25 protein-coding genes are annotated in these 26,507 nt (G+C 66.9%); 16 read left to right on the forward strand and 9 right to left on the reverse strand.

Going from position 1 to position 26,507, the window contains the following annotated elements; genetic code table 11:
- The first annotated feature begins 11 nt into the window (after window positions 1-11).
- Entirely contained in the window at window positions 12-455 is a 444-nt protein-coding gene (gene nrdI / locus AT701_RS11625) for a class Ib ribonucleoside-diphosphate reductase assembly flavoprotein NrdI (protein WP_029104142.1), read from the forward strand.
- On the forward strand, window positions 422-2,590 hold the full coding sequence (gene nrdE, locus AT701_RS11630) for a class 1b ribonucleoside-diphosphate reductase subunit alpha (protein WP_014876938.1): 2,169 nt from the start codon (window positions 422-424) through the stop codon (window positions 2,588-2,590). Before nrdI ends, nrdE begins: the two co-directional genes overlap by 34 nt.
- Window positions 2,591-2,776: 186 nt before the next feature.
- Here the strand turns inward: nrdE and AT701_RS11635 are convergent, their stop codons facing one another.
- On the reverse strand, window positions 2,777-3,163 hold the full coding sequence (locus AT701_RS11635; RefSeq protein ID WP_058125857.1) for a DUF5997 family protein: 387 nt from the start codon (window positions 3,161-3,163) through the stop codon (window positions 2,777-2,779).
- Between the two features lie 28 nt (window positions 3,164-3,191).
- On the opposite strand from AT701_RS11635, the gene AT701_RS11640 reads away from it, so the two are divergent.
- A complete protein-coding gene (locus tag AT701_RS11640; protein WP_003893669.1) occupies window positions 3,192-3,893 on the forward strand; it encodes a LysR family substrate-binding domain-containing protein in 702 nt (233 codons plus the stop codon).
- Here AT701_RS11640 and AT701_RS11645 read toward each other — a convergent pair whose 3' ends face one another.
- Window positions 3,894-4,313, reverse strand: a complete 420-nt coding sequence (locus AT701_RS11645) for a VOC family protein (protein WP_003893670.1) — start codon at window positions 4,311-4,313, stop codon at window positions 3,894-3,896.
- A gap of 271 nt (window positions 4,314-4,584) precedes the next feature.
- Here AT701_RS11645 and AT701_RS11650 point away from each other — a divergent pair, with 271 nt between their 5' ends.
- The 3 genes from AT701_RS11650 to AT701_RS11660 are packed head-to-tail and all read left to right on the forward strand — an operon-like array spanning window position 4,585 to window position 7,036.
- Window positions 4,585-5,994, forward strand: coding sequence for an L-lactate MFS transporter (locus AT701_RS11650; RefSeq protein ID WP_058125858.1), 1,410 nt, complete (start codon window positions 4,585-4,587; stop codon window positions 5,992-5,994).
- Window positions 5,991-6,134: an MFS transporter small subunit gene (locus AT701_RS35250; protein WP_011727358.1), complete on the forward strand. Its 144-nt coding sequence runs from the start codon at window positions 5,991-5,993 to the stop codon at window positions 6,132-6,134. The genes AT701_RS11650 and AT701_RS35250 overlap by 4 nt, the downstream gene beginning before the upstream one ends.
- A 50-nt stretch (window positions 6,135-6,184) precedes the next feature.
- Window positions 6,185-7,036 carry a GNAT family N-acetyltransferase gene (locus AT701_RS11660; RefSeq protein ID WP_058125859.1) on the forward strand — a complete coding sequence of 284 codons (852 nt, stop codon included), beginning with the start codon at window positions 6,185-6,187 and terminating at the stop codon, window positions 7,034-7,036.
- Here AT701_RS11660 and AT701_RS11665 read toward each other — a convergent pair.
- Complete coding sequence (locus AT701_RS11665) at window positions 7,008-7,583, reverse strand: TetR/AcrR family transcriptional regulator (protein WP_058125860.1); 576 nt, start codon at window positions 7,581-7,583, stop codon at window positions 7,008-7,010. The two genes, AT701_RS11660 and AT701_RS11665, sit on opposite strands and share 29 nt — an antisense overlap.
- Window positions 7,584-7,706: 123 nt before the next feature.
- Between AT701_RS11665 and AT701_RS11670 the strand changes: the two genes are divergently transcribed.
- Entirely contained in the window at window positions 7,707-8,585 is an 879-nt protein-coding gene (locus tag AT701_RS11670; protein WP_058125861.1) for an LLM class flavin-dependent oxidoreductase, read from the forward strand.
- A gap of 69 nt (window positions 8,586-8,654) precedes the next feature.
- Here AT701_RS11670 and AT701_RS11675 read toward each other — a convergent pair whose 3' ends face one another.
- Window positions 8,655-9,842: an NAD(P)/FAD-dependent oxidoreductase gene (locus tag AT701_RS11675; RefSeq protein WP_058125862.1), complete on the reverse strand. Its 1,188-nt coding sequence runs from the start codon at window positions 9,840-9,842 to the stop codon at window positions 8,655-8,657.
- Window positions 9,843-9,992: 150 nt separating this feature from the next.
- Between AT701_RS11675 and AT701_RS11680 the strand changes: the two genes are divergently transcribed.
- From AT701_RS11680 to AT701_RS11710, 6 genes are all read left to right on the forward strand, one after another.
- Window positions 9,993-10,730 (forward strand): TetR/AcrR family transcriptional regulator, encoded by a 738-nt coding sequence (locus tag AT701_RS11680; protein WP_011727362.1) that lies wholly within the window; start codon window positions 9,993-9,995, stop codon window positions 10,728-10,730.
- 115 nt (window positions 10,731-10,845) lie between these two features.
- Window positions 10,846-12,345: a flavin-containing monooxygenase gene (locus AT701_RS11685; protein WP_058125863.1), complete on the forward strand. Its 1,500-nt coding sequence runs from the start codon at window positions 10,846-10,848 to the stop codon at window positions 12,343-12,345.
- A 49-nt stretch (window positions 12,346-12,394) separates the two neighbouring features.
- Entirely contained in the window at window positions 12,395-12,955 is a 561-nt protein-coding gene (locus AT701_RS11690; RefSeq protein ID WP_223495505.1) for a nuclear transport factor 2 family protein, read from the forward strand.
- Between the two features lie 204 nt (window positions 12,956-13,159).
- Complete coding sequence (nrdF, locus tag AT701_RS11700) at window positions 13,160-14,146, forward strand: class 1b ribonucleoside-diphosphate reductase subunit beta (RefSeq protein ID WP_228096884.1); 987 nt, start codon at window positions 13,160-13,162, stop codon at window positions 14,144-14,146.
- A 69-nt stretch (window positions 14,147-14,215) separates the two neighbouring features.
- Entirely contained in the window at window positions 14,216-15,598 is a 1,383-nt protein-coding gene (locus AT701_RS11705) for an alpha/beta hydrolase (protein WP_011727365.1), read from the forward strand.
- Between the two features lie 77 nt (window positions 15,599-15,675).
- Window positions 15,676-17,178, forward strand: a complete 1,503-nt coding sequence (locus tag AT701_RS11710) for an ArnT family glycosyltransferase (protein WP_042510563.1) — start codon at window positions 15,676-15,678, stop codon at window positions 17,176-17,178.
- A 45-nt stretch (window positions 17,179-17,223) separates the two neighbouring features.
- Here AT701_RS11710 and AT701_RS11715 read toward each other — a convergent pair whose 3' ends face one another.
- From AT701_RS11715 to AT701_RS11730, 4 genes are all read right to left on the reverse strand, one after another.
- Complete coding sequence (locus tag AT701_RS11715) at window positions 17,224-18,675, reverse strand: LLM class flavin-dependent oxidoreductase (RefSeq protein ID WP_058125864.1); 1,452 nt, start codon at window positions 18,673-18,675, stop codon at window positions 17,224-17,226.
- Window positions 18,676-18,789: 114 nt separating this feature from the next.
- Window positions 18,790-19,839: an NAD(P)-dependent alcohol dehydrogenase gene (locus tag AT701_RS11720; protein WP_011727367.1), complete on the reverse strand. Its 1,050-nt coding sequence runs from the start codon at window positions 19,837-19,839 to the stop codon at window positions 18,790-18,792.
- 187 nt (window positions 19,840-20,026) lie between these two features.
- Window positions 20,027-20,302, reverse strand: a complete 276-nt coding sequence (locus tag AT701_RS11725) for a YciI family protein (protein WP_003893687.1) — start codon at window positions 20,300-20,302, stop codon at window positions 20,027-20,029.
- Between the two features lie 9 nt (window positions 20,303-20,311).
- The gene (locus AT701_RS11730) at window positions 20,312-21,385 is read right to left on the reverse strand and encodes an ABC transporter substrate-binding protein (RefSeq protein ID WP_011727368.1); all 1,074 of its coding nucleotides are present in this window, start codon (window positions 21,383-21,385) and stop codon (window positions 20,312-20,314) included.
- Between the two features lie 209 nt (window positions 21,386-21,594).
- On the opposite strand from AT701_RS11730, the gene ctaD reads away from it, so the two are divergent.
- The 3 genes from ctaD to AT701_RS11745 all read left to right on the forward strand — a co-directional run bounded on the left by ctaD (window position 21,595) and on the right by AT701_RS11745 (window position 25,030).
- Window positions 21,595-23,322: an aa3-type cytochrome oxidase subunit I gene (gene ctaD / locus AT701_RS11735; RefSeq protein WP_029104145.1), complete on the forward strand. Its 1,728-nt coding sequence runs from the start codon at window positions 21,595-21,597 to the stop codon at window positions 23,320-23,322.
- A gap of 45 nt (window positions 23,323-23,367) precedes the next feature.
- The gene (gene serB / locus AT701_RS11740; protein WP_003893690.1) at window positions 23,368-24,609 is read left to right on the forward strand and encodes a phosphoserine phosphatase SerB; all 1,242 of its coding nucleotides are present in this window, start codon (window positions 23,368-23,370) and stop codon (window positions 24,607-24,609) included.
- A 127-nt stretch (window positions 24,610-24,736) separates the two neighbouring features.
- Window positions 24,737-25,030, forward strand: a complete 294-nt coding sequence (locus tag AT701_RS11745) for a hypothetical protein (RefSeq protein ID WP_036452997.1) — start codon at window positions 24,737-24,739, stop codon at window positions 25,028-25,030.
- A 1-nt stretch (window position 25,031) separates the two neighbouring features.
- On the opposite strand, the gene yczR is transcribed toward AT701_RS11745, so the two are convergent.
- Window positions 25,032-26,471: a MocR-like transcription factor YczR gene (gene yczR / locus AT701_RS11750; RefSeq protein ID WP_011727370.1), complete on the reverse strand. Its 1,440-nt coding sequence runs from the start codon at window positions 26,469-26,471 to the stop codon at window positions 25,032-25,034.
- Between the last annotated feature and the right edge of the window lie 36 nt (window positions 26,472-26,507).

The following is a 26,507-nucleotide window of genomic DNA, read 5'->3' on the forward strand; positions in this document are numbered from 1 at the left end:
AGGGGATCGCGATGAGCAACCTCGTCTATTTCTCCAGCGTCTCGGAAAACACGCATCGTTTCGTCCAGAAGCTGGGGATCCCCGCGATCCGCATCCCACTGCACGAGCGCATCGAGGTCGATGAGCCCTACGTGCTGGTGGTCCCCACCTACGGCGGTGGGCGGACCACCCCGGACATCAACGCTGGGGGCTACGTCCCCAAGCAGGTCATCGCGTTCCTCAACAACGAACACAACCGGTCGTTGATCCGCGGCGTCATCGCCGCGGGCAACAACAACTTCGGTGCGGAGTTCGCCTATGCGGGCAATGTGATCGCGCGCAAGTGTGGCGTGCCGTACCTGTATCGCTTCGAACTGATGGGTACCCCGGACGATGTGGAAGCCGTCCGGGCAGGTTTGAAAGACTTCTGGAAGGAACAGACGTGCCACCCACCGTCACAGCTGCAGAGCCTGTAACCACCACCGGGCACGTGTTGCCGGGGGAGGCGGATTACCACGCGCTCAACGCGATGCTGAATCTGTACGACGCCGACGGCAAGATTCAGTTCGAAAAGGACAGGGAAGCCGCCAAGCAGTACTTCCTGCAGCACGTCAACCAGAACACGGTCTTCTTCCACAGCCAGGACGAGAAGCTCGACTACCTGATCGAGAACGAGTACTACGAGCGCGAGGTGCTCGACCAGTACTCCCGCGACTTCATCAAGAGCCTGCTGGACCGCGCGTACGCCAAGAAGTTTCGGTTCCCCACGTTCCTCGGTGCGTTCAAGTACTACACGTCCTACACGCTGAAGACCTTCGACGGTAAGCGCTACCTGGAGCGTTTCGAGGACCGCGTCGTCATGGTCGCGTTGACCCTGGCCGCAGGCGACACCGAACTCGCCGAGAAACTCGTCGACGAGATCATCGACGGCCGGTTCCAGCCGGCCACCCCCACGTTCCTCAACTCGGGCAAGAAGCAGCGCGGCGAGCCGGTGTCCTGCTTCCTGTTGCGCATCGAGGACAACATGGAGTCCATCGGGCGTTCCATCAACTCGGCGCTGCAGCTGTCCAAGCGCGGCGGCGGAGTCGCGCTGCTGCTGAGCAACATCCGCGAGCACGGCGCGCCCATCAAGAACATCGAGAACCAGAGCTCGGGCGTCATCCCCATCATGAAGCTGCTGGAGGACTCGTTCTCCTACGCCAATCAGCTGGGTGCCCGTCAGGGCGCGGGCGCGGTGTACCTGCACGCCCACCACCCCGACATCTACCGGTTCCTGGACACCAAGCGCGAGAACGCCGACGAGAAGATCCGGATCAAGACGCTCTCGCTGGGTGTCGTGATCCCCGACATCACCTTCGAGCTGGCCAAGAAGAACGAGGACATGTACCTGTTCTCGCCGTACGACGTCGAGCGCGTCTACGGGGTGCCGTTCGCCGACGTCTCGGTCACCGAGAAGTACTACGAGATGGTCGACGACGCGCGGATCCGCAAGACCAAGATCAACGCGCGCGAGTTCTTCCAGACGCTGGCCGAGCTGCAGTTCGAATCGGGCTACCCGTACATCATGTTCGAGGACACCGTGAACCGGTCCAACCCGATCGCGGGCAAGATCACGCACTCGAACCTGTGCTCGGAGATCCTGCAGGTCTCCACGCCGTCGGAGTTCAACGACGACCTGTCCTACGCCAAGGTGGGCAAGGACATCTCCTGCAACCTCGGCTCGCTCAACATCGCCAAGGCCATGGACTCGCCGGACTTCGCGCAGACCATCGAGGTGGCGATCCGTGCGCTCACCGCGGTGAGCGATCAGACCCACATCACGTCCGTGCCGTCGATCGAGCAGGGCAACAACGATTCCCACGCCATCGGCCTGGGGCAGATGAACCTGCACGGATACCTTGCGCGGGAACGCATCTACTACGGTTCCGAAGAGGGCATCGACTTCACGAACATCTACTTCTACACGGTGCTGTTCCACGCGCTGCGCGCGTCGAACAAGATCGCGATCGAGCGCGGGACGCACTTCAAGGGATTCGAGAAGTCCAAGTACGCCTCGGGCGAGTTCTTCGACAAGTACACCGATCAGGTGTGGGAGCCCAAGACCGACAAGGTGCGCCGGCTGTTCGCCGACGCCGATATCCACATCCCCACGCAGGACGACTGGAAGCAGTTGAAGGAGTCGGTGCAGAAGCACGGCATCTACAACCAGAACCTGCAGGCCGTCCCGCCGACGGGGTCGATCTCCTACATCAACCACTCGACGTCGTCGATCCACCCGGTCGCGTCGAAGATCGAGATCCGCAAGGAAGGCAAGATCGGTCGCGTCTACTACCCGGCGCCGTACATGACCAACGACAACCTGGACTACTACCAGGACGCGTATGAGATCGGGTACGAGAAGATCATCGACACCTACGCCGCGGCCACCCAGCACGTGGACCAGGGTCTGAGCCTGACGTTGTTCTTCAAGGACACCGCCACCACGCGTGACGTGAACAAGGCCCAGATCTACGCATGGCGCAAGGGCATCAAGACGCTCTACTACATCCGCCTGCGCCAGATGGCCTTGGAGGGAACCGAAGTCGAGGGTTGCGTCAGCTGCATGCTGTGACGCGCTGAGTTTTTCGCCGAGAGTGCGGTTTCATACGTGACACGCCGAGTGTCGCGGATGGGACCGCACTTTCGCGTTGAGCGGGCGCGGCTTGAGTGCCGTACTGACGTTCTCTGATGCCGAGCGTGCGTTCTCATACGCGTTCGGCGGCGTGTTGCGTATGAAACCGCACGGTCGGCGGGGGTTTCAGTGCTCGCGGGACTGCTCTGCCCGCTGTGCCTTGCGTTCACGCTCCTCGCGCAGCACCTCCTGGTAGCTCTCGCGCTCGGCTGCGAGCCACTCCGGGGCCTCGGCGATGATCTGGTTGATCTCCTCGGTGGTGAGGGCATCGCCGACGCCGTTGCGGGCGAGTGCGGCGATCGAGATGCCGAGCTTGGCTGCGACGAGGTTCTTGGGGTGCGGGCCGTTCTTGCGCAGATCCTGCAGCCACTGCGGCGGGTCGGCCTGCAGTGCGGCGAGTTCCTCGCGGGTGATCGCGCTCTGTTGGAACTCCGCAGGCGTCGCGGGCAAATACACGTCCAGCTTCTTCGCCGCGGTGGCGGGTTTCATGGACTGCGCGTTCGGCCTGCTCATGGATCCAGCCTATCGGTAGCCTGAGGCGGTGACCCCGCTGTCCCTCACCCTCGGCTACATGCCCGGCGGGACGCCCGCGAAGTGGGCGCGGATCTGGGCGCAGCGCCATCCCGACGTGCTACTCGACCTGCATCCCGTCGCCGCCGCGGACGCCGCCGACGCCGTGCGGTCCGGAACCGTCGACGTCACGCTGCTGCGCCTGCCCACCGACACGACCGGACTGGCCGTCATCCCGCTGTACGAGGAGACGACGGTGGCCGTGGTGCCCACCGACCACGTCTTCGCCGCGGCCGACGAGATCACCGCGGCCGACCTCGACGGCGAGCCGACGCTGGTACCCCTCGACAACGTCGTCGAATGGTCCGCGGGAAACCCCGTCGAGCACCGACCCGAAACCACGGCGGACGCTATCGAACTCGTCGCCGCGGGCATGGGGGCACTCGTCGTCCCGCAGTCGCTCGCGCGGTTGCACCACCGCAAGGACCTCACCTACCGCCCGATCACCGACGCGCCCACGTGTCCGGTGGCGATCGCGTTCCCAGAGGGGACACCGTCGGAACTGGTCGAGGAGTTCATCGGGATCGTGCGGGGGCGTAAACCCAATTCGTCACGCGGGCAGACACAACCGGCGCCGAAGCGCACCGCGCGCGAGAAGACCCTCGCCAAACAGGCCGCCCGCGCGGCCGCAGGCAAGGTCGCGCGCAAGCCGGTCAAACGCGGGAAACGCTGACTACCGGATGGTGACCGATCCGTCGTCGTTGATCAGCCACGCCGGGTTCACCGCGACCTCCCACACGTGGCCGTCGAGGTCGGTGAAGTAGCCGGAATAGCCACCCCAGTAGGTCTTTTCGGCCGGTTTGACGATCGTGCCGCCCGCGGCCTGCACCTGCGTCATGACCTCGTCGACCTCGGCCTCGGTGCGCTGGTTGATCGCGATGCTGATGCCGCTGAACCGACCGTCGACCGCGACGCCGGTGTCGGTGGCCAGATCGGCACGGCCGAACAGCGCCAGGGCGATGCCGGGCAGTTGGTAGAACACCACCTCGTCGTAGGCGCCGGTCGCGGTCCAGCCCAGCCCCTCCTCGAAGAACCGCCGGGACGCTGCCAGGTTGTCGACACCGAGGGTGATCAGGCTGATGCGCTGTTCCATGCGGCCGACCCTAGTCGGCCTTGTGCCCAGCTTGAGCAAAGTGCGTCCCGTAGCCAAATCGCCCACTGGTTTTCACCTTCCTGACAGGCGTTTCACAGCATCGGCGCACGCAGAAATTTGCTTGCCGCGTCCACAACCATGAAACGTTTCAATTCTGCGCGCGGTTTCGCTATTGTCCTCGGGGAATTGCGTCGTGTGTGCCTCGCCACACCGGCGCCGTCGGTGACGCGCACACCGCTCTCGTGATCGCGTCGACAACGAAAGGCCAGGGATGACCGCAGGGACGAACAGTGCGCCCACCGCGTCGGCCGCAGCACCGTTCTTGAGCCGGGAGCGCATCATCGCGCCACCTGGCTGGAGTCGGTGGCTGGTGCCACCGGCGGCGTTGTCGATCCATCTCTCCGTCGGCGCGGCCTACTCGTGGAGCGTCTTCAAGAAACCGTTGGAAGGCGCCCTCGGCATCTCCGGCACCCTCAGCGCGCTGCCGTTCACCATCGGCATCGTCATGCTCGGGCTCTCGGCCGCGGTGTTCGGCACGTGGGTGGACCGCAACGGCCCCCGCAAGGCGATGTTCGCCGCGATGTGCTGCTTCTGCGGCGGCTGGCTCGTCGGGGCGGCCGGCCTGGCGCTGGGGCAATATTGGATCGTGTTGCTCGGCTACGGCGTGCTGGGCGGAATCGGCTGGGGGATCGGCTACATCTCGCCGGTCTCGACGCTGATGAAGTGGTTCCCCGACAAGCCGGGTATGGCGACCGGTCTGGCGATCATGGGATTCGGTGGCGGCGCGCTGATCGCGTCGCCGTGGTCGACCGCCATGCTCAACGCGTTCGGGTCGAGCACCGGCGGCATCGCCAAGACATTCCTGGTGCACGGCATCGTCTACGCGGTGTTCATGTCCCTGGGCTGGATGCTGGTGCGCGTACCGCGCGCGGACTGGCGGCCCCACGGGTGGACGCCACCGCCGGTGCAGGCGGGCTCGATCGTCACCGGTGGGCAGGTGTCGGCCAACAACGCGATCAAGACCCCGCAGTTCTGGCTGCTGTGGATCGTGTTGTGCTTCAACGTGACCGCGGGCATCGGCATCCTGGAGAAGGCCTCGCCGATCTACCAGGACTACTTCCCGACGGCCGGCGCCGCCGCGGGTGCCCTGGCTGCCGCGGCCGCCGGATATGTGGCGATGCTGTCGTTCGGCAACATGGCCGGGCGCATCGGCTGGTCCAGCCTGTCCGATGTGATCGGCCGCAAGAACGCCTACCGGTTGTACCTGGGTGTCGGCGCGCTGCTGTACCTGACGATCACGCTGATGCAGAACTCCAACAAGCTGGTGTTCCTGATTGCCACCATCGTGATCCTGTCGTTCTACGGCGCCGGATTCGCCACCGTGCCTGCCTATCTGCGCGATCTGTTCGGCACCTTCCAGGTGGGCGCGATCCACGGCAGGCTGCTCACCGCGTGGTCGGCCGCGGGCATCCTGGGGCCGATCATCGTCAACTCGATCGCCGATCACCAGACGGCGGCGGGCAAGGAGGGCCCCGCCCTCTACACCCTGTCCTTCTCGATCATGATCGGGCTGTTGGTCGTGGCGCTGGTGTGCAACGAGCTCATCCGGCCGGTGTCGTCGAAATGGCATGAGCCCGCGACCGATACCACCGATCCGATTGCCGAGGAGGCCCGCCGGTGAGCGAAACACCAGTCGAACTGCACGAATACCAGCCGACCGTGCCGAAGGTGTACATCGCGTTGGCATGGCTGTGGGTCGCCGTGCCCTTCGCCTACGGCGTATACCAGCTGCTGCTCAAGGTCGGTCAACTGTTCGGGTAGCCGGACGAAAATGGGTGGAGCGCAGCGGCGTATCCAGGCACCCTGGAGCCGTGACCGTACAGCTGCACCCGTCGCCGTCGGCGTTCGAACCGGTGGCCGGTGCGGTGTACCGCGCCGACCCGGTTCTGTTCACCAATGAGCTGACGGCGCTTCGGACCTCCCCGTGGCCCGCCGGTCAGGTGCTGCTGTCGGTGTCGGACGAGTCGACACCGGTGGGTGCGGCGGTCCAGATGCGGGGTTCGGTGCTCCTGGTCAGCGGGCTCCCACCACACGTCGCCGCTGCCGCGGCCTGCGAGCTGGTCGAAGTTCAACCGGCCCTGCCGGAGGTGCGTGGGACCCCCGAGGCGACAATGGCTTTCGCGCAGGCGTGGCAGAGCGTGACGGACATACGGGTGATCCCGGGTACAACGGACGTGCTCTACCGGCTGGGCGAGTTGGCCCCGCCGCTCGGTGTGTCGGGAGACTGGCGGCCGGCGCACGACGAGGACACGGATCTGCTGTCGGCCTGGCTGGACGCGTTCTACGTCGAGGCGTTCGGCTCCGAGCCCGACATCGACGCGGCTCGCGTTGGGCTGCAGGCGATCTACGACGCGGGTGGGCAGATTCTGGTGTGGACGGCGGCCGGGGTGCCCGTGTGCATGGCGAGGGTCCACGCGTGCATCGAGGGCATGGCGCGGATCGGTCCGGTCTACACCCCACCCGAACACCGTGGCCACGGGTATGCCGCGGCGCTGACGTCGGTCGCATCGCGCGCGGCATTGGACCGGGGCGTGCGCGACGTGGTGTTGTTCGCCGATGCGGCCAATCCGGTATCCAATCGGGTCTACCGGCGCATCGGCTTTGCGGCCGTGGCCGAGAACGTGCGGTACCAGTTCACTCCGATGGCCGACGCAGCCCGTTGATCAGCACCGCCACCATCGCGCGGGCGTCGTAACGGGGATCGTCTTCGGCGCCCATGCAGAGGTTGCCGATCGCACGCATGAAGACGTACGGGTCGATGCCCGAACGGATTTCACCGGAGTCGACGGCGGCATCCAGAAGCTGTGCGCACACCGGGACCAGTCGGTCGAGGAAGTAGGCGTGCAGGGTCTGGTAGCGGGCGTTGTCCGAATGCAGCGCCGCGGCCAGGCCGTGCTTGGTGACCAGGAAATCGACGAACTGGTCGACCCACTCCGCGAGCGCGGCGTGCGGCGAGTGCTGCTCCAAGAGGCGCGGCCCGGCGTCGGCGCACGCGTCGACCTGGTGGCGGTACACCGCGATGATGAGGTCGGCGCGCGTGGGGAAGTGCCGGTAGATGGTGCCCATGCCGACGCCGGCGCGGGCCGCGATATCGCGCACCGGCACCTCCACGCCCGCGGCCACGAACGCCGCGGCCGCGGCCTCCAGAAGCGCCTGCTCGTTGCGGCGCGCGTCGGCGCGCTTTCGCGTCGTCTTGTCGGCGTCGGGCATCCGGAGATCCTCTCGTCCCTTGATAAGCGGAACGACGCTCCGTATCGTAGGGGGAGCATTGTTCCGCTTATATGGTGCCAGGCGGGTGCGCCCGTCCGTCGGCATCCGGTGAAAGGCCCGCCCATGTCACTTGCCGAGAATGTGCAGTTCGGCATCTTCACGCCTCCCCATCAGGTCGATTACGCGGATCTGTTGCGCGTCTGGACGGAGGCCGACGAGATCCCCGAGATCGCGCACGCCTGGCTGTTCGACCACCTGATCCCGATCGCGGGAGACGTCACCGGACCTGTGCTCGAGGGGTGGACGCTACTGTCGGCGCTCGCGGCGCAGACGAAGCGTCTGCGTATCGGTTTGATGGTGACCAGCAACAGGTTTCGGCCACCGTCCATGCTCGCCAAGATCGCCACGACCGTCGACATCGTGTCCGGTGGTCGTCTCGATTTCGGCATCGGGTCGGGCTCGCGGCCCGGTCATCCCGTCGCACGGCACGAGTACATCTCGAACGGGCTGCCCTACCACGACGCCGACCACGCGGTCGCGAGTCTGGCCGAGGCGTGCACGCTGATCCGCCGGTTGTGGGCCGAGGAGGAACCGTTTGACTTCGACGGCGGCTTCTACCGATTGGAGCGCGCGTTCGCCAACCCCAAACCGGTGCAGCGGCCCCACCCGCCGATCGTCATCGGCGGACGCGCCAAGGCCACGCTCCGAGTGGTTGCCGAACACGCCGACGTCTGGAACATCCCCGGCGGCGACATCGAGGACATGGTGCGCCGCAGCGCGATGCTCGACGGCTACTGCGCCGAAATCGGCCGGGACTCAAAGGAGATCACGCGGTCCACGGTGCTCGGAGTGTCCTACGACCAGCCGGGGCAGACCCGGGCCGCGGTGAAAGAAGCCGTCGACGCCGGGTTCGGCCACATCGTCCTGATGCTGCCGACCCCGTACCCCGACAACGCCGTCCGCTGGGTCGCCGACGAAATCACCACGCCGACGGCGTCATAGACAGCACGAGTGTGAAACCTCTGCGAAAAATCGGCAGATTTCTCGCAGAGGCTTCACACTCGTGAGGCGTTACTTCTTGATGACGTGCTGCGGGCCCTGGGCCTTCTTGTAGAGGGCCTTGAGCATGCGGTCGCGGAAGGCGGCGTTGTCGATCAGCTTCACGCCGGCCTCTGCCAGCTTGGGCTTACCGATCAACTTGTGCATGTAGCGGCCACGGCGGTATTCGCGCCCCCACGCGGCCTCCATGCGCTGCGCGTAGTTGGTGAAGTCGTCGGGGCCACCGTTCTGCAGCGCCGCGATCGCGCATTCACCTGCGGCCAAACCGGATTCGAGCGCCTTGGAGATGCCCGCGCCCGAGGCGGGCTTGCCCGCACCCAGCGAGTCGCCGGTGAACAGCACGCCCGGACGCCACGGCGGCCACGCCGTGAAGCCCATGGGCAATCGCCATGCGCGCACGCTCTTGTTCTTCTTGAGTTCCTCGATGGGCGGCAGCTCCCACGCGCGCGGAAGCGAGCGCAGGAACTCGCCGAGGAACTGCGTCGCGTTGATCGACTGCCAGTTCTTGTAGCTGTTGACGTAGCCCAGCCCGATGTTGAACATGCCGTTGCCCATCGGGAACACCCAGCCGTAGCCGGGTAGCTGATCCCCTTGGAACACCAGCTTGAGATAGATGTCCAGGCTGTCGGAGTCCGGCCGGTTGGCATGCATCTCGGAGCGGATCGCGATCGCGGAGTAGCCGTTGTACTCCGAGTCGATCTTGAGCGCGCGCTTGATCGGTGAGTAGGCGCCGTCGGCCGCGATCACCGCGTCGCCGTACACCTTCTCACCGCTCTTGAGCACCACGCCGATCACGCGGCCGTTGGCGTCGAACTCGGGTCCGGCCACCTCGGCGCCCTGGCGTACCTCGGCACCCGCGGACTCGGCGTGCTTGAGCAGCACCGTGTCGAGGTGGGTCCGGCTGACGGTGTGGCCGTGGTCGGGCATCCCGGGCCTGCGCGGGAACGACAGCTCCCATTCGCTGGGGCTGAAGACCGTCACACGGTTGACCCGGTGATAGGTGGCGACCTCGTCGGCCAGTCCCATCTTCTGCAGGTAGCTCACCGCGCGTGCGGTCAGTCCGTCGCCGCACGGCTTGTCGCGGGGGAACTCCGCTTTGTCCAGGACGACCACTTTGGCGCCGGTCTGTGCGGCCTGCCATGCCGCTGCCGACCCCGATGGGCCGCCACCAGCAATGACCAGGTCGTATCGCTGCGTCATGAGCCTCGTCTCGTTGATTGAGTGTCGCTGAAATAGTACCCAAGCCCGCACGCGCCAGTGTGGCGGGAAAACAACCGGCCACCGGGGGTGATCGCGTGTTGGTGTGCGGTCTGAGCAGGTCAGCACTATCAGGGCGAGTACAGTAATCGCGTGCGGCGAGGGTCGAGATCACATTCCGGCGGTCCGGGGGTCAAGGTTGACGCCCGCAGTGAGCGCTGGCGTGAGCACCGTAAAAAGGTGCGCTCGGAGATCGTCGACGCCGCGTTCCGTGCGATCGACCGGCTGGGCCCCGAGCTGAGTTTGCGCGAGATCGCCGAAGAGGCCGGCACCGCCAAACCCAAGATCTACCGTCACTTCACCGACAAGTCGGACCTGTTCCAGGCGATCGGCGAGCGGTTGCGCGACATGCTGTGGTCGGCGATCTTCCCGTCGATCAACCTCGCCTCCGATCCGGCCCGCGAGGTGATCCGTCGCAGCGTCGAACAGTACGTGCGATTGGTCGACGAACATCCCAACGTACTGCGGTTCCTCATCCAGGGGCGGTTCGCCGAGCAGAGCGAGTCGACCATGCGCGCGCTCAACGAGGGCCGCGGCATCACGCTCGCGATGGCCGACATGTTCTCCCACGAACTTCGCGAGATGGAACTCGACGGCGCCGCCATCGAACTGGCCGCGTTCGCGACGTTCGGCGCGGCCGCGTCGGCCACGGACTGGTGGCTGGGCAGTAAAGAGGACAGCCCGCGCCGCATGCCCGCAGACGAGTTCGTCAACCACCTGACCACGATCATGGTCGGCTCCATCAACGGCACCTGCGAGCTGCTGGGCATCCGGATCGACCCGGATCTGCCCCTGCACGAGGGTGTGCAGCGCCGCGAACGCGCCAGTTAGTCACACCAGTCACATCGCGCAACTCTCGGGGTGGTCCGAGCGTTGACAGGTCAGCCACCGCGCCGGACACTGGCAAATATCCGGTACCGGCGTTCCCAGGAAAGGACCTGAAACCATGACGGCTGCCGACCAGCAACCCATCCGGACCCGCGCCCTGGTGATCGGCACCGGGTTCTCCGGGCTGGGCATGGCCATCGAACTGCAGCGCCGTGGCGTCGACTTCCTGATTCTGGAGAAGGCCGACGAGATCGGCGGCACCTGGCGCGACAACACCTACCCGGGATGCGCGTGCGACATCCCGTCGCACATGTACTCGTTCTCGTTCGAGCCCAAGGCCGACTGGAAGCACATGTGGTCCTTCCAGCCCGAGATCCAGGACTACCTGCTGGGCGTGACGGCCAAATACGGACTGCGCCGTCACATCCACTTCAACTCGCACGTCGACCGCGCGCACTGGGACGACGAGGAACTGCGCTGGCATGTGTTCACCAAGACCGGCCAGGAGTACATCGCCCAGTTCCTGGTGTCCGGTGCAGGCGGTCTGCACATCCCGCAGATCCCGGACATCGAAGGCCGGGAGTCGTTCGCGGGCGCGGCTTTTCACTCGGCGCAGTGGGACCACAGCGTCGATTTGCGCGGTAAGCGCGTCGCGGTGATCGGCACCGGCGCCAGTGCCATCCAGATCGTGCCGGAGATCGTCAAGGACGTCGCCGAACTGCACCTGTACCAGCGCACCCCGGCCTGGGTGATGCCACGCGTCAACAACGCGTTCCCGCAATGGCTGCGCAACGTCTTCAACTACGTCCCCGGCACCCGCGCGCTGCTGCGCGCGGCCATCTACTGGATCCACGAAGGCGTCGGCTTCGCGATGACCAAAGAGCCGCGGCTGCTCAAGATCGGCGAGTGGATGGGCCGCTACAACATCAACCGCAGCATCAAGGACCCCGAGCTGCGGCGTAAGCTCACGCCGAGCTACCGCGCCGGGTGCAAGCGAATCCTCAACTCCGACACCTACTATCGCGGGATCGCCGACCCCAAGACCCAGGTGATCACCGAGGGCATCGCCCGGATGACGCCGACCGGCATCGTCACCAACGACGGCGTCGAGCATCCCGTCGACATCGTCGTCTACGCCACGGGCTTCCACGTGACCGACTCCTACACCTACGTCGACATCAAGGGTGCCGGCGGCGAAGACCTGGTCGACCGCTGGAACCGCGAGGGCATCCAGGCCCACCGCGGCGTCGCCGTCGCCGGCATGCCGAACCTGTTCTTCCTGCTGGGGCCGAACACCGCGCTGGGTCACAACTCGGTGGTGTTCATGATCGAGCAGCAGATCCGCTACGTCGGGCAGGCCATCGCCGCCGTCGACAAGGCGGGCGCGGCCGCGTTGGCGCCGACCCGGCGCGCGCAGGACGCGTTCAACGCCGAGTTGCAGCGGGATTTGTCCGGCACGGTGTTCAACACGGGCGGTTGCAAGAGCTGGTACCTCGACGAGCACGGCGTCAACCGGACGCTGTGGAGCGGCATGACATGGCAGTACTGGAAGGCGCTGCGCCGCCTCGATCCGTCGGAGTTCGAGTTCCTCGACCAGCGGGTTCTCGCGCGATCCTAGGAGTGCTGCGTCCTGCCAGGGACTTCGGCGCGTCCCTACGTTCGGTGTCATGACGACGAGACCGTGGCGCGCCGGCGCCAGATACATGACCTGGATGATCGCGGCGGTGGCAACCATGATGGCGGTCGGCTGCAGTGGTAACGGCAATGCGGAGAAGCCGGACCGCACCGGCCGGCAGCAACGCAACGCCGAGGTGGTGCGCGACGCGTTCGCGCGTGGTGTCGGGGACCAGAACAGCTTCTATTCGATCCTGACCGACGACGTCGAATGGACAGTGGCGCGCGCCGGTCGGGAGACCACCTACTCCGGCCGCGAGGAATTCCTGCGCGACGGTGCGGGCCCCATCCTGGCCCGCCTCGACGGCCCGATCCAGGCCGACGTGCGGGACCTGGTCACCGAGGGGGACAAGCTGGTCGCGTTCTGGCGGGGGACCGCCACCGCGCGTGACGGGCAGCCCTACGTCAACGACTACGTGTGGGCGATGACGCTGCGCGACGAACGCGTCGCCCGCGTGACGGCGTATCTCGACTTCGTGGTGCTCGACGAGTTGCTGACCCGGGTGACGCCGGCCGACGGCGCGACCGCGCATTCCGCCGCGGCGCGCGGGTGATCCGCGGGCGGGCGCACCGTCGGCAGCCGCCGTCGCGAGGTCGCCGGCGGACGGTGAAACGCCACGTCGCGCTTGCGGAGTTCGCGTGTGAACGCGACACGCCCAACCACAACATCTCGGGGAGCGCCGCGAACTTTCCCACCAGTTGTAGTGTTGGTATCGTCGCCGAGCGCCGAACGGTGACTGCTCAAAAAGCCAGGTGAAATGGGGTCCAGGGTGTCCGACGGAATCAAGCTGATCGACCGTGTCTCAGCCATCAACTGGAACCGGCTCCAGGATGAGAAGGACGCCGAGGTGTGGCACCGGCTCACCGGCAATTTCTGGTTGCCGGAGAAGGTGCCGGTGTCCAACGACATCCAGTCCTGGCACACCCTCACCGACAACGAGAAGCAGCTGACAATGCGGGTGTTCACCGGCCTGACGCTGCTCGACACCATCCAGGGCACCGTCGGCGCGGTCAGCCTGATCCCTGACGCGGTCACCCCGCACGAGGAGGCCGTGCTCACCAACATCGCGTTCATGGAGTCGGTGCACGCCAAGAGCTACAGCAACATCTTCTCGACGCTGTGCTCGACCGCCGAGATCGACGACGCGTTCCGCTGGTCCGAGGAGAACCCGAACCTGCAGCGCAAGGCCGCGATCGTGATGCAGTACTACCGCGGCGACGAGCCGCTCAAGCGCAAGGTGGCCTCGACGCTGCTGGAGAGCTTCCTGTTCTACTCGGGCTTCTACCTGCCGATGTACTGGTCCAGCCGCGCCAAGCTGACCAACACCGCCGACATGATCCGCCTGATCATCCGCGACGAGGCCGTGCACGGCTACTACATCGGCTACAAGTACCAGCGCGGGCTCGCCCTCGTCGACGAGGAAAAGAAGCAGGAGCTCAAGGACTACACCTACGAACTGCTCTTCGAGCTCTACGACAACGAGGTCGAGTACACCCAGGACCTCTACGACAGCGTCGGCCTGACCGAGGACGTCAAGAAGTTCCTGCGCTACAACGCCAACAAGGCCCTGATGAACCTCGGCTACGAGGCGCTGTTCCCGCGCGACGAGACCGACGTCAACCCGGCGATCCTCTCGGCGCTGGCGCCCAACGCCGACGAGAACCACGACTTCTTCTCCGGCTCGGGGTCGAGCTACGTGATCGGCAAGGCCGTCAACACCGAAGACGAGGACTGGGACTTCTAGACCCGGTCCACGCCGTGCACGCAGGAACCCCGCAGTGAGCTGACAGCCTGCGCTGCTATCAAATAAACGATGCACCAGCTCATAGCGCAGATCCCGCTGACCGACGGCTGGTTTCCAGTCGTCGTCCAGCTGATCGGGGCACTGCTGCTGGGGGCTGCCGTCGGATGGCGCACGCGGCGGTGGCGGTTGCGGATCCTGCCTGCGCTGGTCGCCGCGGCCGCCGTGCTGGCCGGTGTGATGTATCGGTACATCGATTCGATCGGGGTGGCGGGCAACGCCGGACCGCCGCGGTTGTGGGTGTGGATCGCGCTGACCGTGTTGGCCTGTGGTGTCCTGGTGCTGGGCTGGATGAGTGCGCGGTGGTGGCGGCGGATCGTCTCCGTGGCGGCGGTCGGGGCGTGTCTGCTGGCCTGCGGGCTCACCCTCAATATGTGGGTCGGCTATTTCCCGACCGGGTACGCCATGTGGAATCAGCTCACCTCGGGTCCGCTGCCGGGCCAGACGGACCGGCTGACCGTCACCAAGATGCAGCTCGCCCACTTCCGGCCCGCCGGTGGGGTTCTGGTCCCGGTGACCATCGAGGCGGTATCAGGCTTCAGCCACCGCGAGGAACTCGTCTACCTGCCGCCGGCCTGGTTCGCCAGCAGTCCGCCGCCGGAGCTTCCGGCGGTGATGATGATCGGCTCGCAACTGAACACCCCGGCGGACTGGTTACGGGCGGGCAACGTGCAGCCGGTCATCGACCGGTTCGCCGCCGAGCACGGCGGGATGGCACCGGTCTTCGTCTTCGTCGACGCCACCGGCTCGTTCGCCAACGACACCGAGTGTGTCAACGGCGTGCGGGGCAACGCGGCCGATCACCTCGTCAAAGATGTTGTGCCGTATCTGGTCTCGAACTTCGGCGTGCGGCCGGATCGCGACGGCTGGGGCATCGCGGGATGGTCGATGGGCGGCACGTGCGCGGTGGATCTGACCCTGATGCATCCCGACGTCTTCCGGTCGTTCGTCGACATCGCCGGTGACCTGCGGCCCAACGCGGGGGACAAGGCACAGACGATCAGCCGACTGTGGGGTGGCGACGTCGCCTCCTGGGCCGCATACGATCCCGTCACCATCATGGGTCGGCACGGCCCGTACACCGGTCCGTCCGCCGATGTCACGGCGTGGTTCGAGGTGCCCGCGGCGCAGCGCGGCGCGGGCCCCGATCCGGCCAATCCGGAAGGGCAGGACGTCGCCGCGGTCACGCTGTGCGATGCGGCCAGAGCGGTCTCCATCGACTGTTCGGTGATCACCGAACCGGGGCGGCATGACTGGGTTTTCGCCAACACCGCGTTCGCCAGGGCCCTGCCATGGCTGGCCGGCCAACTGCACACGCCTGGCGTCGCGGCTGTGCCGCTGCCTGCGTCTACGTTGGGGCAGCAGCCCACAAACGTCCGGGCGGCCCCGCGCTAGTGCTCGCGGGTGCGGCCGAGGCGTCACCGGGTGTGCTAACTGTTGACCATGCAGCCAACACAAAGTTCGGCCGCGCGATGACCACCACGACGACCGGGGCCGACATCGAAACGTCCCCGCCACGGTTCGCCCGGGCAGGGGTGGGCGCGGTCGCCGCGGTCAGCTCGATCGCCCTGCTGGTCTTCCTCGATCGTTATGGCTACTTCGGCGACGAGCTGTATTTCCTGTCCGCGGGGCGGCGACTGTCTTTCGGCTACGCAGACCAAGGGCCTGCCCTGCCGCTCATCGCCCACGTCCTCGATAGCGTCGCACCGGGCTCGCTGTTCGTGCTGCGCCTGCCGGCGGTCCTCGCCACCGCGGCGGCGATCGTGATCAGCGCCCAGATCGCCCGCGAATTCGGAGGTGGGCGAGGTGCGCAGCTGCTCGCCGCCGGCGGATACGCCACGTCACCGTTTCTGCTGGTCCAAGGCGGACAGCTGGCCACCAACTCGTTCGACATCCCGCTGTGGGTGTTGATCACCTGGCTGCTGGTGCGGTGGGCACGCACCCGCGACGACCGCCTGCTGCTGTGGGCCGCTGTCGCCACCGCGTTTGCCCTGCAGATCAAGTGGCTTGTCCCCATCCTGTGGATCTGCGTCGGGTTGAGCGTCCTGCTGGTGGGGCCACGAGAGTTGTTGCGCCGCAGATTCTTGTGGGTCGGTGCTGCCGGCGCCGCGCTCACCACGATACCGATGCTGGTGTGGCAGGCCGGCAATGGTTGGCCACAACTGGCGATGGGAAGCGTGATCGCGGCCGAAAACGACACGGTGGGCGGTCGGCCTGCGTTCGTGCCGCTCGCGTTGTTCATCGCCGGACTGCTCGGCGGTGTGCTGCTGCTGTGCGGGGTGTGGGCGCTGTTGCGCTGGGAACCGTTGCGGCCGTTCCGCTTTGTCGGGGTGACCGTGGTGCTGACGTTCGTGGTGTTCATGGTGCTCGGCGGGCGCGCGTACTACGTCGCCGGCGTCTATGCGGTGGCCATGGCGGCCGGCGCCGTCTGGCTCACCCGCGATGGACCGCGACGCCGGCGGAAGATCGTCGCGGTCCCGCTGATCGCGGCATCTGCGGCCTTGGCCGGGTGGAGCCTGCCGTGGCAGCCGGAGCGCGATATCCCGCCGGTGTCGGCCGACGACGGAATGGCCACCTTGACGTACGGCAGATTCGGCTGGCCGGAGCTCGCCGAAGAAACCGCCGCCGCCTACCGCGATCTCACCGACGAAGAACGAGAATGGGCTGTCGTGATCGCCGAGTCATATTGGCAGGCAAGCGCACTGGACAACTACCCAGACGGGGATCTGCCTGCCGTGTACAGCCCCGGCCGGGGTTGGGGATATTTCGGGGCGCCGCCCGACGACGCGACGACCGTGCTCTACGTCGACCGGTACCCCGATACGGCTCGCGAGTTGTGTGCGCACGTGGACCCGGTCGGCCGGGCCGACGCGCGCCTGGGGATCCCGGGGGTGAGCCGTGACGTGACGATATGGAAGTGTGTCGATCCACGACAGCCGTGGTCGACGATCTGGCCTTCCCTTCGGCGCCTGTAACGGCACCCCTCGGCTGCCGGGCAGCGCGCTGGGTACCTACCCGCGCTACCGGCCGCGGGTGGGCTGAGCGGCCGTGGACGCCGATGACGACGGCACGGTCGACGGGCGCTCGATGATCGTCGAATTCTTGGCCCCGACACGGTAACTCGCACCGCGGTGCTCTTCGGCCAGCCGATCGCCTTGACCGATCAGCTTGTGGCGCAGGGTGCCGGGGGTGTACTCGGCCTGGTAGGCGCCGCGTGCGGTGAGCACCGGCACGACGTGGTCGACGAAGTCGGCGAACGATCCCGGCGTGATCGCGTACGCCAGGTTGAAGCCGTCGACGTCGGTCTCCTCGACCCACTCCTGCAGCGTGTCGGCGACGGTCTCACCCGATCCGACGATGCGCGGGCCCATGCCGCCGATCTTGCCCCACTCGGCGATGTCGCCGACCGCCCACTCGCCGCCGTCGGGGTCGGCGGACTGGAACGCCTCGACCGCGGACAGGATCGCGTTGGAGTCGACATTGCCGACAGGCTCGTCGAGGCCGTAGCGGGCCAGGTCCACACCCATCCAGCCCGACATGAACACCAGTGCGCCCTCGGGGTCGCCGTAGGACAGGTACTCGGCCAGCTTGGCTGCGGCCTCCTCGTCGGTGGCGCCTGTGATGATCGTCGAGAGGTTGAAGATCTTCACGCCGTACGGGTCGCGGCCGGCGATCTCGAGCTCACGGCGGATCGTCGTGACCGTCTCACGCAGTAGGGCTTTGGTGGGAGCCGCGGTGAAGATCGCCTCGGCGTTCTCCGCGGCGAAGCGGACACCGCGCGGCGACGAGCCGGCCTGGTAGATGACGGGCGTGCGCTGCGGTGACGGCTCGGACAGGTGGATGCCGGGAACGCTGAAATGCGTTCCCTCATGGCCGATGTGATGCACCTTGCCCGGGTCGGTGAACACGCCGCGGGCACGGTCGCGCACCACCGCGTCGTCCTCCCATGAGCCCTCCCACAGCTTGTAGAGCACCTCGAGGTACTCGTTGGCGTGGTCGTAGCGCGCGTCGTGGGCCGGCTGGTCGGTCTGGCCCATGTTGCGGGCCGCGGCGGGCAGGTAACCGGTGACGACGTTCCAGCCGATGCGGCCGCCCGTCAGATGGTCGAGCGTGGACATCCGTCGCGCGAACGGATAGGGATGCTCGAAACCGGTTCCGGTGGTGATGCCGAACCCGAGATGCTCGGTGACCAGCGCCATCCCGGACACCAGCAGCATCGGGTCGTTCACCGGGACCTGCGCGGCGTGACGGATCGCGGCCTCGTCGCTGCCACCGTACACGTCGTAGGTACCGAGCACGTCGGCGATGAACAGGCCGTCGAATCGGCCGCGCTCCAACAGCTTTGCGAGTTCTGTCCAGTAGGTGAGGTCCTTGTACCGCCAGGACTGGTCCTCGGGATGCCGCCACAGGCCGGGGGATTGATGGGCGACACAGTTCATGTCGAAGGCGTTGAAGCGAATCACACGGGTCACCGCACGAGACTGCCAATGCGGGTGCGCCGCGTCACCGGTTGCGCTCATCGCGATTGTTACCCGTGACGGCAAAAGGCAGCCGGCCCGGAGGCCGGCTGCCTTTTGTGGATGACGTCAGCTACGCAGCGACGCGGTGTCGATCACGAAGCGGTAGCGCACATCGCTGGCCAGGACGCGCTCGTAGGCCTCGTTGATGTAGTCGGGGGTGATGATCTCGATCTCCGGCCGGACGTCGTGCTCGGCGCAGAAGTCGAGCATCTCCTGGGTCTCGGGGATGCCGCCGATCATCGAACCGGTGAGGTTGCGTCGCTGAGCGAGCAGCGGGAACGCCGGGACCTCCATGGGGTGCTCGGGCAGGCCGAGTTCGACGAGCGCGCCGTCGAGCTTGAGCAGGCCCAGGTAGGCACCGAGGTCCAGGTTCGCCGACACGGTGTTGAGGATCAGGTCGAACGACCCGGCGAGCTTGTCGAACGTCTCCGGATCGGACGTCGCGTAGTAGGCCGAGGCGCCCAGGCGCAGGCCGTCTTCCATCTTCTTCAGCGACTGGCTGAGCACCGTGACATCGGCGCCCATCGCCTTGGCGAGCTTGACGGCCACGTGGCCGAGGCCGCCGAGCCCGATGACGGCGACCTTCTTGCCGGGGCCGGCATTCCAGTGCCGCAGCGGGGAATAGGTGGTGATGCCCGCACACAGCAGGGGAGCGGCCGCGTCGAGCGGAAGGCTGTCGGGGATGCGCAGCACGTAGTTCTCGTCGACCACGATGGCGCCGCTGTAACCGCCGTGGGTCGGGGTGCCGTCGCGGTCGATCGCGTTGTAGGTGCCGACCATGCCGGTGCCGGTGCAGTACTGCTCCAGGCCGGCCTTGCAGTTGTCGCACTCTCGGCAGGAGTCGACGAAGCAGCCGACGCCGACGCGGTCGCCGACCTTGTACTTGGTGACCTCCGAGCCCACCTCGGTGACCACGCCGGCGATCTCGTGACCGGGGACCACGGGGTAGTTCGGGACGCCCCACTCGGCCTTGACGGTGTGGATGTCGGAGTGACAGATGCCTGCGAAGTGGATGTCGAACGCAACATCGTGCGGACCCACGGCGCGACGGGTGATGGTGGTCTTGGTCAGTGGTTCGGTCGCCGAGGTGGCGGCATACGCGGAAACGGTACTCATGACAGACCTCTTATCGTCGATTCTTCATTACTGCCCGGGACGTTAGTCCAGTTCACGGGTGTCCGCCGCGCGCATCACGTCGCGCGGCACAACAGAGTGCAACTGAGATTGACGGCGCGGTAATCCCGATATCGACTGTGACGGTGCTCCCTGTCAGGGGCCTGAGAGTCCGCTCCGAGTCGGCCGTCTAGAGACCGGGTGCGCGGATCGAACCGTTGAACGAGACGCGCTCGTAGCTCACCAGGCCGGCCTGCGAGTAGGGATCGGCTTCGGTGAGCGCCTGCGCGTCCTCGACGCTGATGTCGCCGGTGATCAGCACACCGCCGGTCTGCGATTCCTGCCGGCCTGCCAGCAGGATGCGTCCGGCGGCGACCTCGTCGTTCAGCCACGCCACGTGGGCGGGGCGGGTCTGGTCGACGACGTCGAGCGGTTTCAGGTACGTGAGCGTGAGGACGTGGAACACCCTGTGAGACTAGTTGATCGGTGCGTTGACCCAGCGCAGGTCGTCCAGGATCCCGCGAGCGGCCACGATGTTCTGCCCGGTCTGCCACACCTCGTTGTTGACGACGAACACCCGGTTGTCGCGGTTGGCCGACAGTTTCCGCCAGGCGTCACCCTTGAGGACCGCGTCGGCCTTGTCCCGCGCGGCCGGTGAGGCGAACGACACGTAGACGATGTCGGCGTCGGCGATCGAGAAGTCGTCGCTGTCGGCCGGGATCTCCTCATAGGGCTTGTCGGTGAACCGTTGTGCGGCAGGACGATCCAGGCCCACGGCCGCGAGCACGTCGCCCGGGAAGTTGTCGGCGCCGAACACCCGCACGGTGTTCTCGGTCAGCTGCACCACCGACGCCTGGAAGTGGGCCGCGTCGTTGTCCTCACCGGTCTTGCGGGCGGCGTCCTCGAACCCGGCGATGAGATCGTCGGCCGCGCCCGCGCGCCCGGTCGCGGCGCCCACGGCGCGTAGCGTGTCGCGCCAGGCCGCGCCGGGCGTCCCGGTGAACACCGTCGGGGCGATGTCCGACAGTTCACCGAACGCACCGGGCGTCAGCGCGGCCGAACCGAGGATCAGGTCCGGATCCGCGGCCCTGATCGCCGCGACGTCCGGTGCTGCGCGGTCACCGGCGGGAGGGACGTCGTGCACGACGGTGCCCAAATACGACGGCTGCGCGTCCGAACCGTCGGGCAGCGCCGCGGCGACGATGCGCGACTGCAGGCCCAGCGCGCACAGCGCGTCGAGTTGGTCGCCCGACAACACGACGATGCGCTGGGGGTCGCCGGCGACCTCGGTGGTCTCGGCGATGTCGGCGCCGTCGGCCGTCGCGTTGCGGACACGCCGCGGGGCCGGGTCGGCCGCCACGGGCTCGGGTGCGCACGATTCGTCGGGCCTGCGCTGGTTGCCGAGGACACCCGCGTCGGCGATCTTGGTCACGCTGGTCGTCATGGACGGCTGCGTCACGGGCTGTTCGCCGGAGGTACCGCAGCCACTGATCAGTGACGCGGCCGCGGCGATCAGCGCCGTCCCCACCAGCGGTCGGAAGGTCAGCACCGGGCGACGGTAACATTCAGTAACTTTCCGCGCCGTCGCGTCCCGGCTGCGTGTGCGTTTCCTGCAGGTCAGCGCAGTGGCCGAGACGCCGCACGCCGTGGCCGCACGCCGAATACGACGGTTTGTAGGACCCACGGGCACGCGCGGCGCGGAGAGCGCTAGGATTTATTCGAATTAGCGGGTATTCCCGACGATCTTTGGAGGACCTCTTGGTAGCCGAAGCGCCCCCAATCGGAGAACTCGAGGCACGTCGTCCGTTTCCGGAACGTATGGGCCCCAAGGGGAACTTGATCTACAAGCTCATCACGACCACCGATCACAAGCTGATCGGCATCATGTACTGCGTCGTGTGCTTCGCCTTCTTCCTGGTCGGCGGCCTCATGGCGCTGTTCATGCGTACCGAACTCGCGATGCCGGGCTTGCAGTTCCTGTCCAACGAGCAGTTCAACCAGCTGTTCACCATGCACGGCACGGTCATGCTGCTGTTCTATGCGACGCCGATCGTGTTCGGTTTCGCCAACCTGGTGCTGCCGCTGCAGATCGGCGCGCCGGACGTGGCGTTCCCGCGCCTGAACGCGTTGTCGTTCTGGCTGTTCCTGTTCGGTGCGTTGATCGCGATCGCCGGGTTCATCACCCCGGGCGGTGCCGCGGACTTCGGCTGGACGGCGTACTCGCCGCTGACCGACGCGATCCACTCGCCGGGTGCCGGCGGTGACCTGTGGATCATGGGCCTGGCCGTCGGTGGTCTGGGCACCATCCTCGGTGGCGTGAACATGATCACCACCGTGGTGTGCATGCGCGCACCGGGCATGACGATGTTCCGGATGCCGATCTTCACCTGGAACATCCTGGTGACGTCGATCCTGGTGCTGATCGCCTTCCCGATCCTGACCGCGGCGCTGTTCGGCCTGGCCGCCGACCGCCACCTGGGTGCCCACATCTACGACCCCGCCAACGGCGGCGTGCTCCTGTGGCAGCACCTGTTCTGGTTCTTCGGTCACCCCGAGGTGTACATCATCGCGCTGCCGTTCTTCGGCATCGTCTCCGAGATCTTCCCGGTGTTCAGCCGCAAGCCGATCTTCGGTTACACCACGCTGATCTACGCCACGCTGGCCATCGCGGCCCTGTCCGTCGCCGTGTGGGCCCACCACATGTACGCCACGGGCGCGGTGCTGCTGCCGTTCTTCTCGTTCATGACGTTCCTGATCGCGGTGCCGACCGGTATCAAGTTCTTCAACTGGATCGGCACGATGTGGAAAGGCCAGTTGACGTTCGAGACGCCGATGCTGTTCTCGGTCGGCTTCCTCATCACGTTCCTCTTGGGCGGCCTGTCCGGCGTGCTGCTGGCCAGCCCGCCGCTGGACTTCCACGTGACCGACAGCTACTTCGTCATCGCGCACTTCCACTACGTGCTCTTCGGCACCATCGTGTTCGCCACCTACGCGGGCATCTACTTCTGGTTCCCGAAGATGACGGGCCGCCTGCTCGACGAGCGCCTGGGCAAGCTGCACTTCTGGCTGACGTTCATCGGCTTCCACACCACGTTCCTGGTGCAGCACTGGCTGGGTGACGAGGGCATGCCGCGTCGTTACGCCGACTACCTGCCCACCGACGGCTTCACGACGCTGAACGTGATCTCCACGGTCGGTGCGTTCATCCTGGGCGTCTCGATGCTGCCGTTCGTGTGGAACGTGTTCAAGAGCTGGCGTTACGGCGAGCCCGTCACGGTCGACGATCCGTGGGGCTACGGCAACTCCCTGGAGTGGGCCACCAGCTGCCCGCCGCCGCGGCACAACTTCACCGAGCTGCCGCGTATCCGGTCGGAGCGTCCGGCGTTCGAGCTGCACTACCCGCACATGGTCGAGCGGATGCGGGCCGAGGCCCACGTGGGTCGCGCCCACCATCCCGAGCTCGAGACCGCGGACAAGTCCAGCTGACGCCTTCGCGCCAACTGGGTGAACAACTGAGAAGGTGACCTGTAGATGAGCTCGGCACGCGAGCGCTCATCGCTACTGATCACCGTCACCGGCGTCGACCAGCCGGGCGTCACCTCGGCACTGTTCGAGGTGCTGTCCCGGCACAAGGTCGAGCTGCGCAACGTCGAGCAGGTCGTGATCCGCGGCCGGCTCACGTTGGGCGTTCTGGTGGCCGCGCCGTCCGACGTGGCCGACGGCGATGATCTGCGACGCGACGTCGAGGCCGCCATCCACGGCGTGGGTCTCGACGTCGCGATCGAACGCAGCGACGACCTGCCGGTGATGCGTGAGCCCTCAACCCACACGATCGTGGTGCTGGGCCGTCCGATCACCGCGGAGGCGTTCGGGGTGGTCGCCCGCGCGGTGGCCGATCTGGGCGTCAACATCGATTTCATCCGCGGCGTCTCCGACTACCCGGTGACGGGGCTGGAGCTGCGCGTGTCGGTCCCGGCGGGCGCGGCCTACGGGCAGTTGCAGCAGGCGCTCGCCACGGTCGCCGCGAACGAGGGCGTCGACATCGCGCTGGAGGACTACACGCTGTCACGACGGGCCAAGCGGCTCATCGTGTTCGACGTCGACTCGACCCTCATCCAGGGTGAGGTGATCGAGATGCTGGCCGAGCACGCCGGTGCCGCGGCAGCCGTCGCCGAGGTGACCGAGGCCGCGATGCGGGGTGAACTCGACTTCGCCGAGTCCCTGCACCGCCGGGTCGCGACGCTCGCCGGGCTGCCTGCCTCGGTACTCGACGAGGTCGCCGAGCAGTTGGAGCTCACACCGGGGGCGCGGACCACGATCCGCACCCTCCGCAGGCTCGGCTACTACTGCGGTGTGGTCTCGGGCGGCTTCCGCCAGGTCATCGAACCGCTCGCGCACGAACTCATGCTCGACTACGTCGCGGCCAACGAACTGGAGATCGTCGACGGCAAGCTCACCGGACGCGTCGTCGGCGACGTCGTGGACCGGCCGGGCAAGGCCAAGGCGCTGCGGGACTTCGCCCAGCAGGTCGGCGTACCGATGGAGCAGACCGTCGCCGTCGGCGACGGCGCCAACGACATCGACATGCTGTCGGCCGCGGGCCTCGGGGTGGCGTTCAACGCCAAACCCGCGCTGCGTGAGGTGGCCGACGCGTCACTGAGCCATCCGTACCTGGACACCGTGCTGTTCATCCTGGGCATCACGCGCGGCGAGATCGAGGCCGCCGATGCGCTCGACGGTGTGGTGCGCCGCGTCGAGATCCCGGATTATTAGCCGAGATTCGCCTTTCTTTTGCTGACGGTGCGCGTGCGCGCTGATGGCGCGGCTTCGGTGGTTTGCGGGTTCGATGAACGCCCTTGCGCGTGCCGTGACCGTCGCAGCGGTGCCGTAGGGTGAGTTCGTGATTACGGTGAAGCATGCGGTCGTGATCGGCGCGTTCGCAGTCGCGGCGGTCGCCGGACAACTGGCGGTCGCGGCTCCAGCCGAGGCCAAACGGTGCCCGGCGGGCACCGTGGAGAAGTTCGAGGGCGTGTGCATCAAAGGCTCGGGCGGCGGCAGCGTGGCGCCTCCGGTGATGGCGCCCAGCGCGGGCGGCGCGAAAATCCAGAACCTGCCGGGCCAGTTGCCGAGCGTCAACGGCGTGCCGTGCACCATCGAGCACTACGGCACGTGCCTCGCGATGACCCAGCCCTAGATCAGACCACCAGCGCCTGACTCTGTGGCCCGATCGTGCCCGTGATGCTGTGCCACGCGCGCGCCAGCAGTTCGACGGCCTCGGCGAGTTGGGGCTCGGGCAGGGCGTAGGGCACGCGCACGAAGCGCTCCAGTGTGCCGTCGACCCCGAACCGCGGACCCGCCGGCAGATCGACGCCCATACGTGATGCCGCGGCTGCCAGCGCCGTGCTCATCGGGGCGGGCAACCGCACCCACAGCGACATCCCGCCGCGGCCGGGCCCTGGCTGCCAGTCCGGCAGGTGTTCGGCGAGCAGCGACACCAGGGCCTGTCTGCGCGTGCGCAGCAGTTCCCGGCGCTCGCGCAGGATCTGTTCGCGCATCGCCAACAGCCGCGCGGCGGTGAGCTGTTCGAGGACCGGCGTGCCCAGATCCACCGACGGCCGGATCGCGGCGATCGTGGCCAGCGTGCTGCGCTCGGCGCGGATCCAGCCCACCCGCAGACCGCCCCAGAACGACTTGGACATCGAACCGATCGTCAACACCAGATCGTGGCGGCCGACGGATGCGGCGAGCGGCTCGGGTGGTGCGTGGTCGACCCACATGTCGGCGATCGACTCGTCGATGATGGTGCGCGTCCGGGTGTCGGAGATGATCTGTCCCAACCGCTTTCGGTCGTCGGGGGCCATCGTGAAACCCGTGGGGTTGTGGTTGTCGGGGATCACGTAGGCCAGGCTCGGCGCGAGTTGCCGGATGGCGGCGTGGAAGGCGTCGAGTTCCCACCCCGCATCGGTGAGCGCGACCGGTACGGCGCGCGCGCCCGCGGTCGAGATCGCCGACAGCGCACCGTGATACGTCGGTTGCTCGACGAGTACCCGGTCGCCGGGCTGGGTGTGGGTGGTGAGGATCAGCCCGATCGCGTGTTGTGCACCGCTGGTCACCATGATCTGCGACGGATCGGTGGGAAGCCCACGCTGACAATATCTTTCGGCAATGGCCTCGCGCAGCGGCGCGGCGCCCATGAGCTCGTGGCCCGGGCCCTGCAGGTATGCGGTGACATCCTTGGCCGCCTCGGCGAACGCGTCGAGCACAGCGGTGCTCGGTGCGGCCAGTGCGGCCGCGGCCAGGTTCACCGACGCCTGGGCGGCCTCGATGCGCACCTCGGGCCGCGCGGGCAGCGCTGTGGTGCTCCGCGCGCCCCGGCGGGCGTGCAGATAGCCGTCCTCGCGCAGCTTCGAGAAGGCCGCGGTGACCGTGGTGCGCGACACCCGCAGTGCATCGGCCAACGCACGCTCGCTGGGCAGACGCGACCCCACGGGCAGGCGCCCGTCGACGATGAGCAGGCGGATGGCATCGGCCAGTCCGAGGTACGCCGGTCCAGTTTGACTGGACGTCCGCCAGTTGCCGAGTTCGCGCGCCAAAAGGTCCACATCCAGCGACCGGGCGACCATGGGGCTACTCATAATGAGGCCAGTATCCGCCAACTGGCTATTGAGGAG

Source organism: Mycolicibacterium smegmatis, assembly GCF_001457595.1.
Taxonomy (GTDB): domain Bacteria; phylum Actinomycetota; class Actinomycetes; order Mycobacteriales; family Mycobacteriaceae; genus Mycobacterium; species Mycobacterium smegmatis.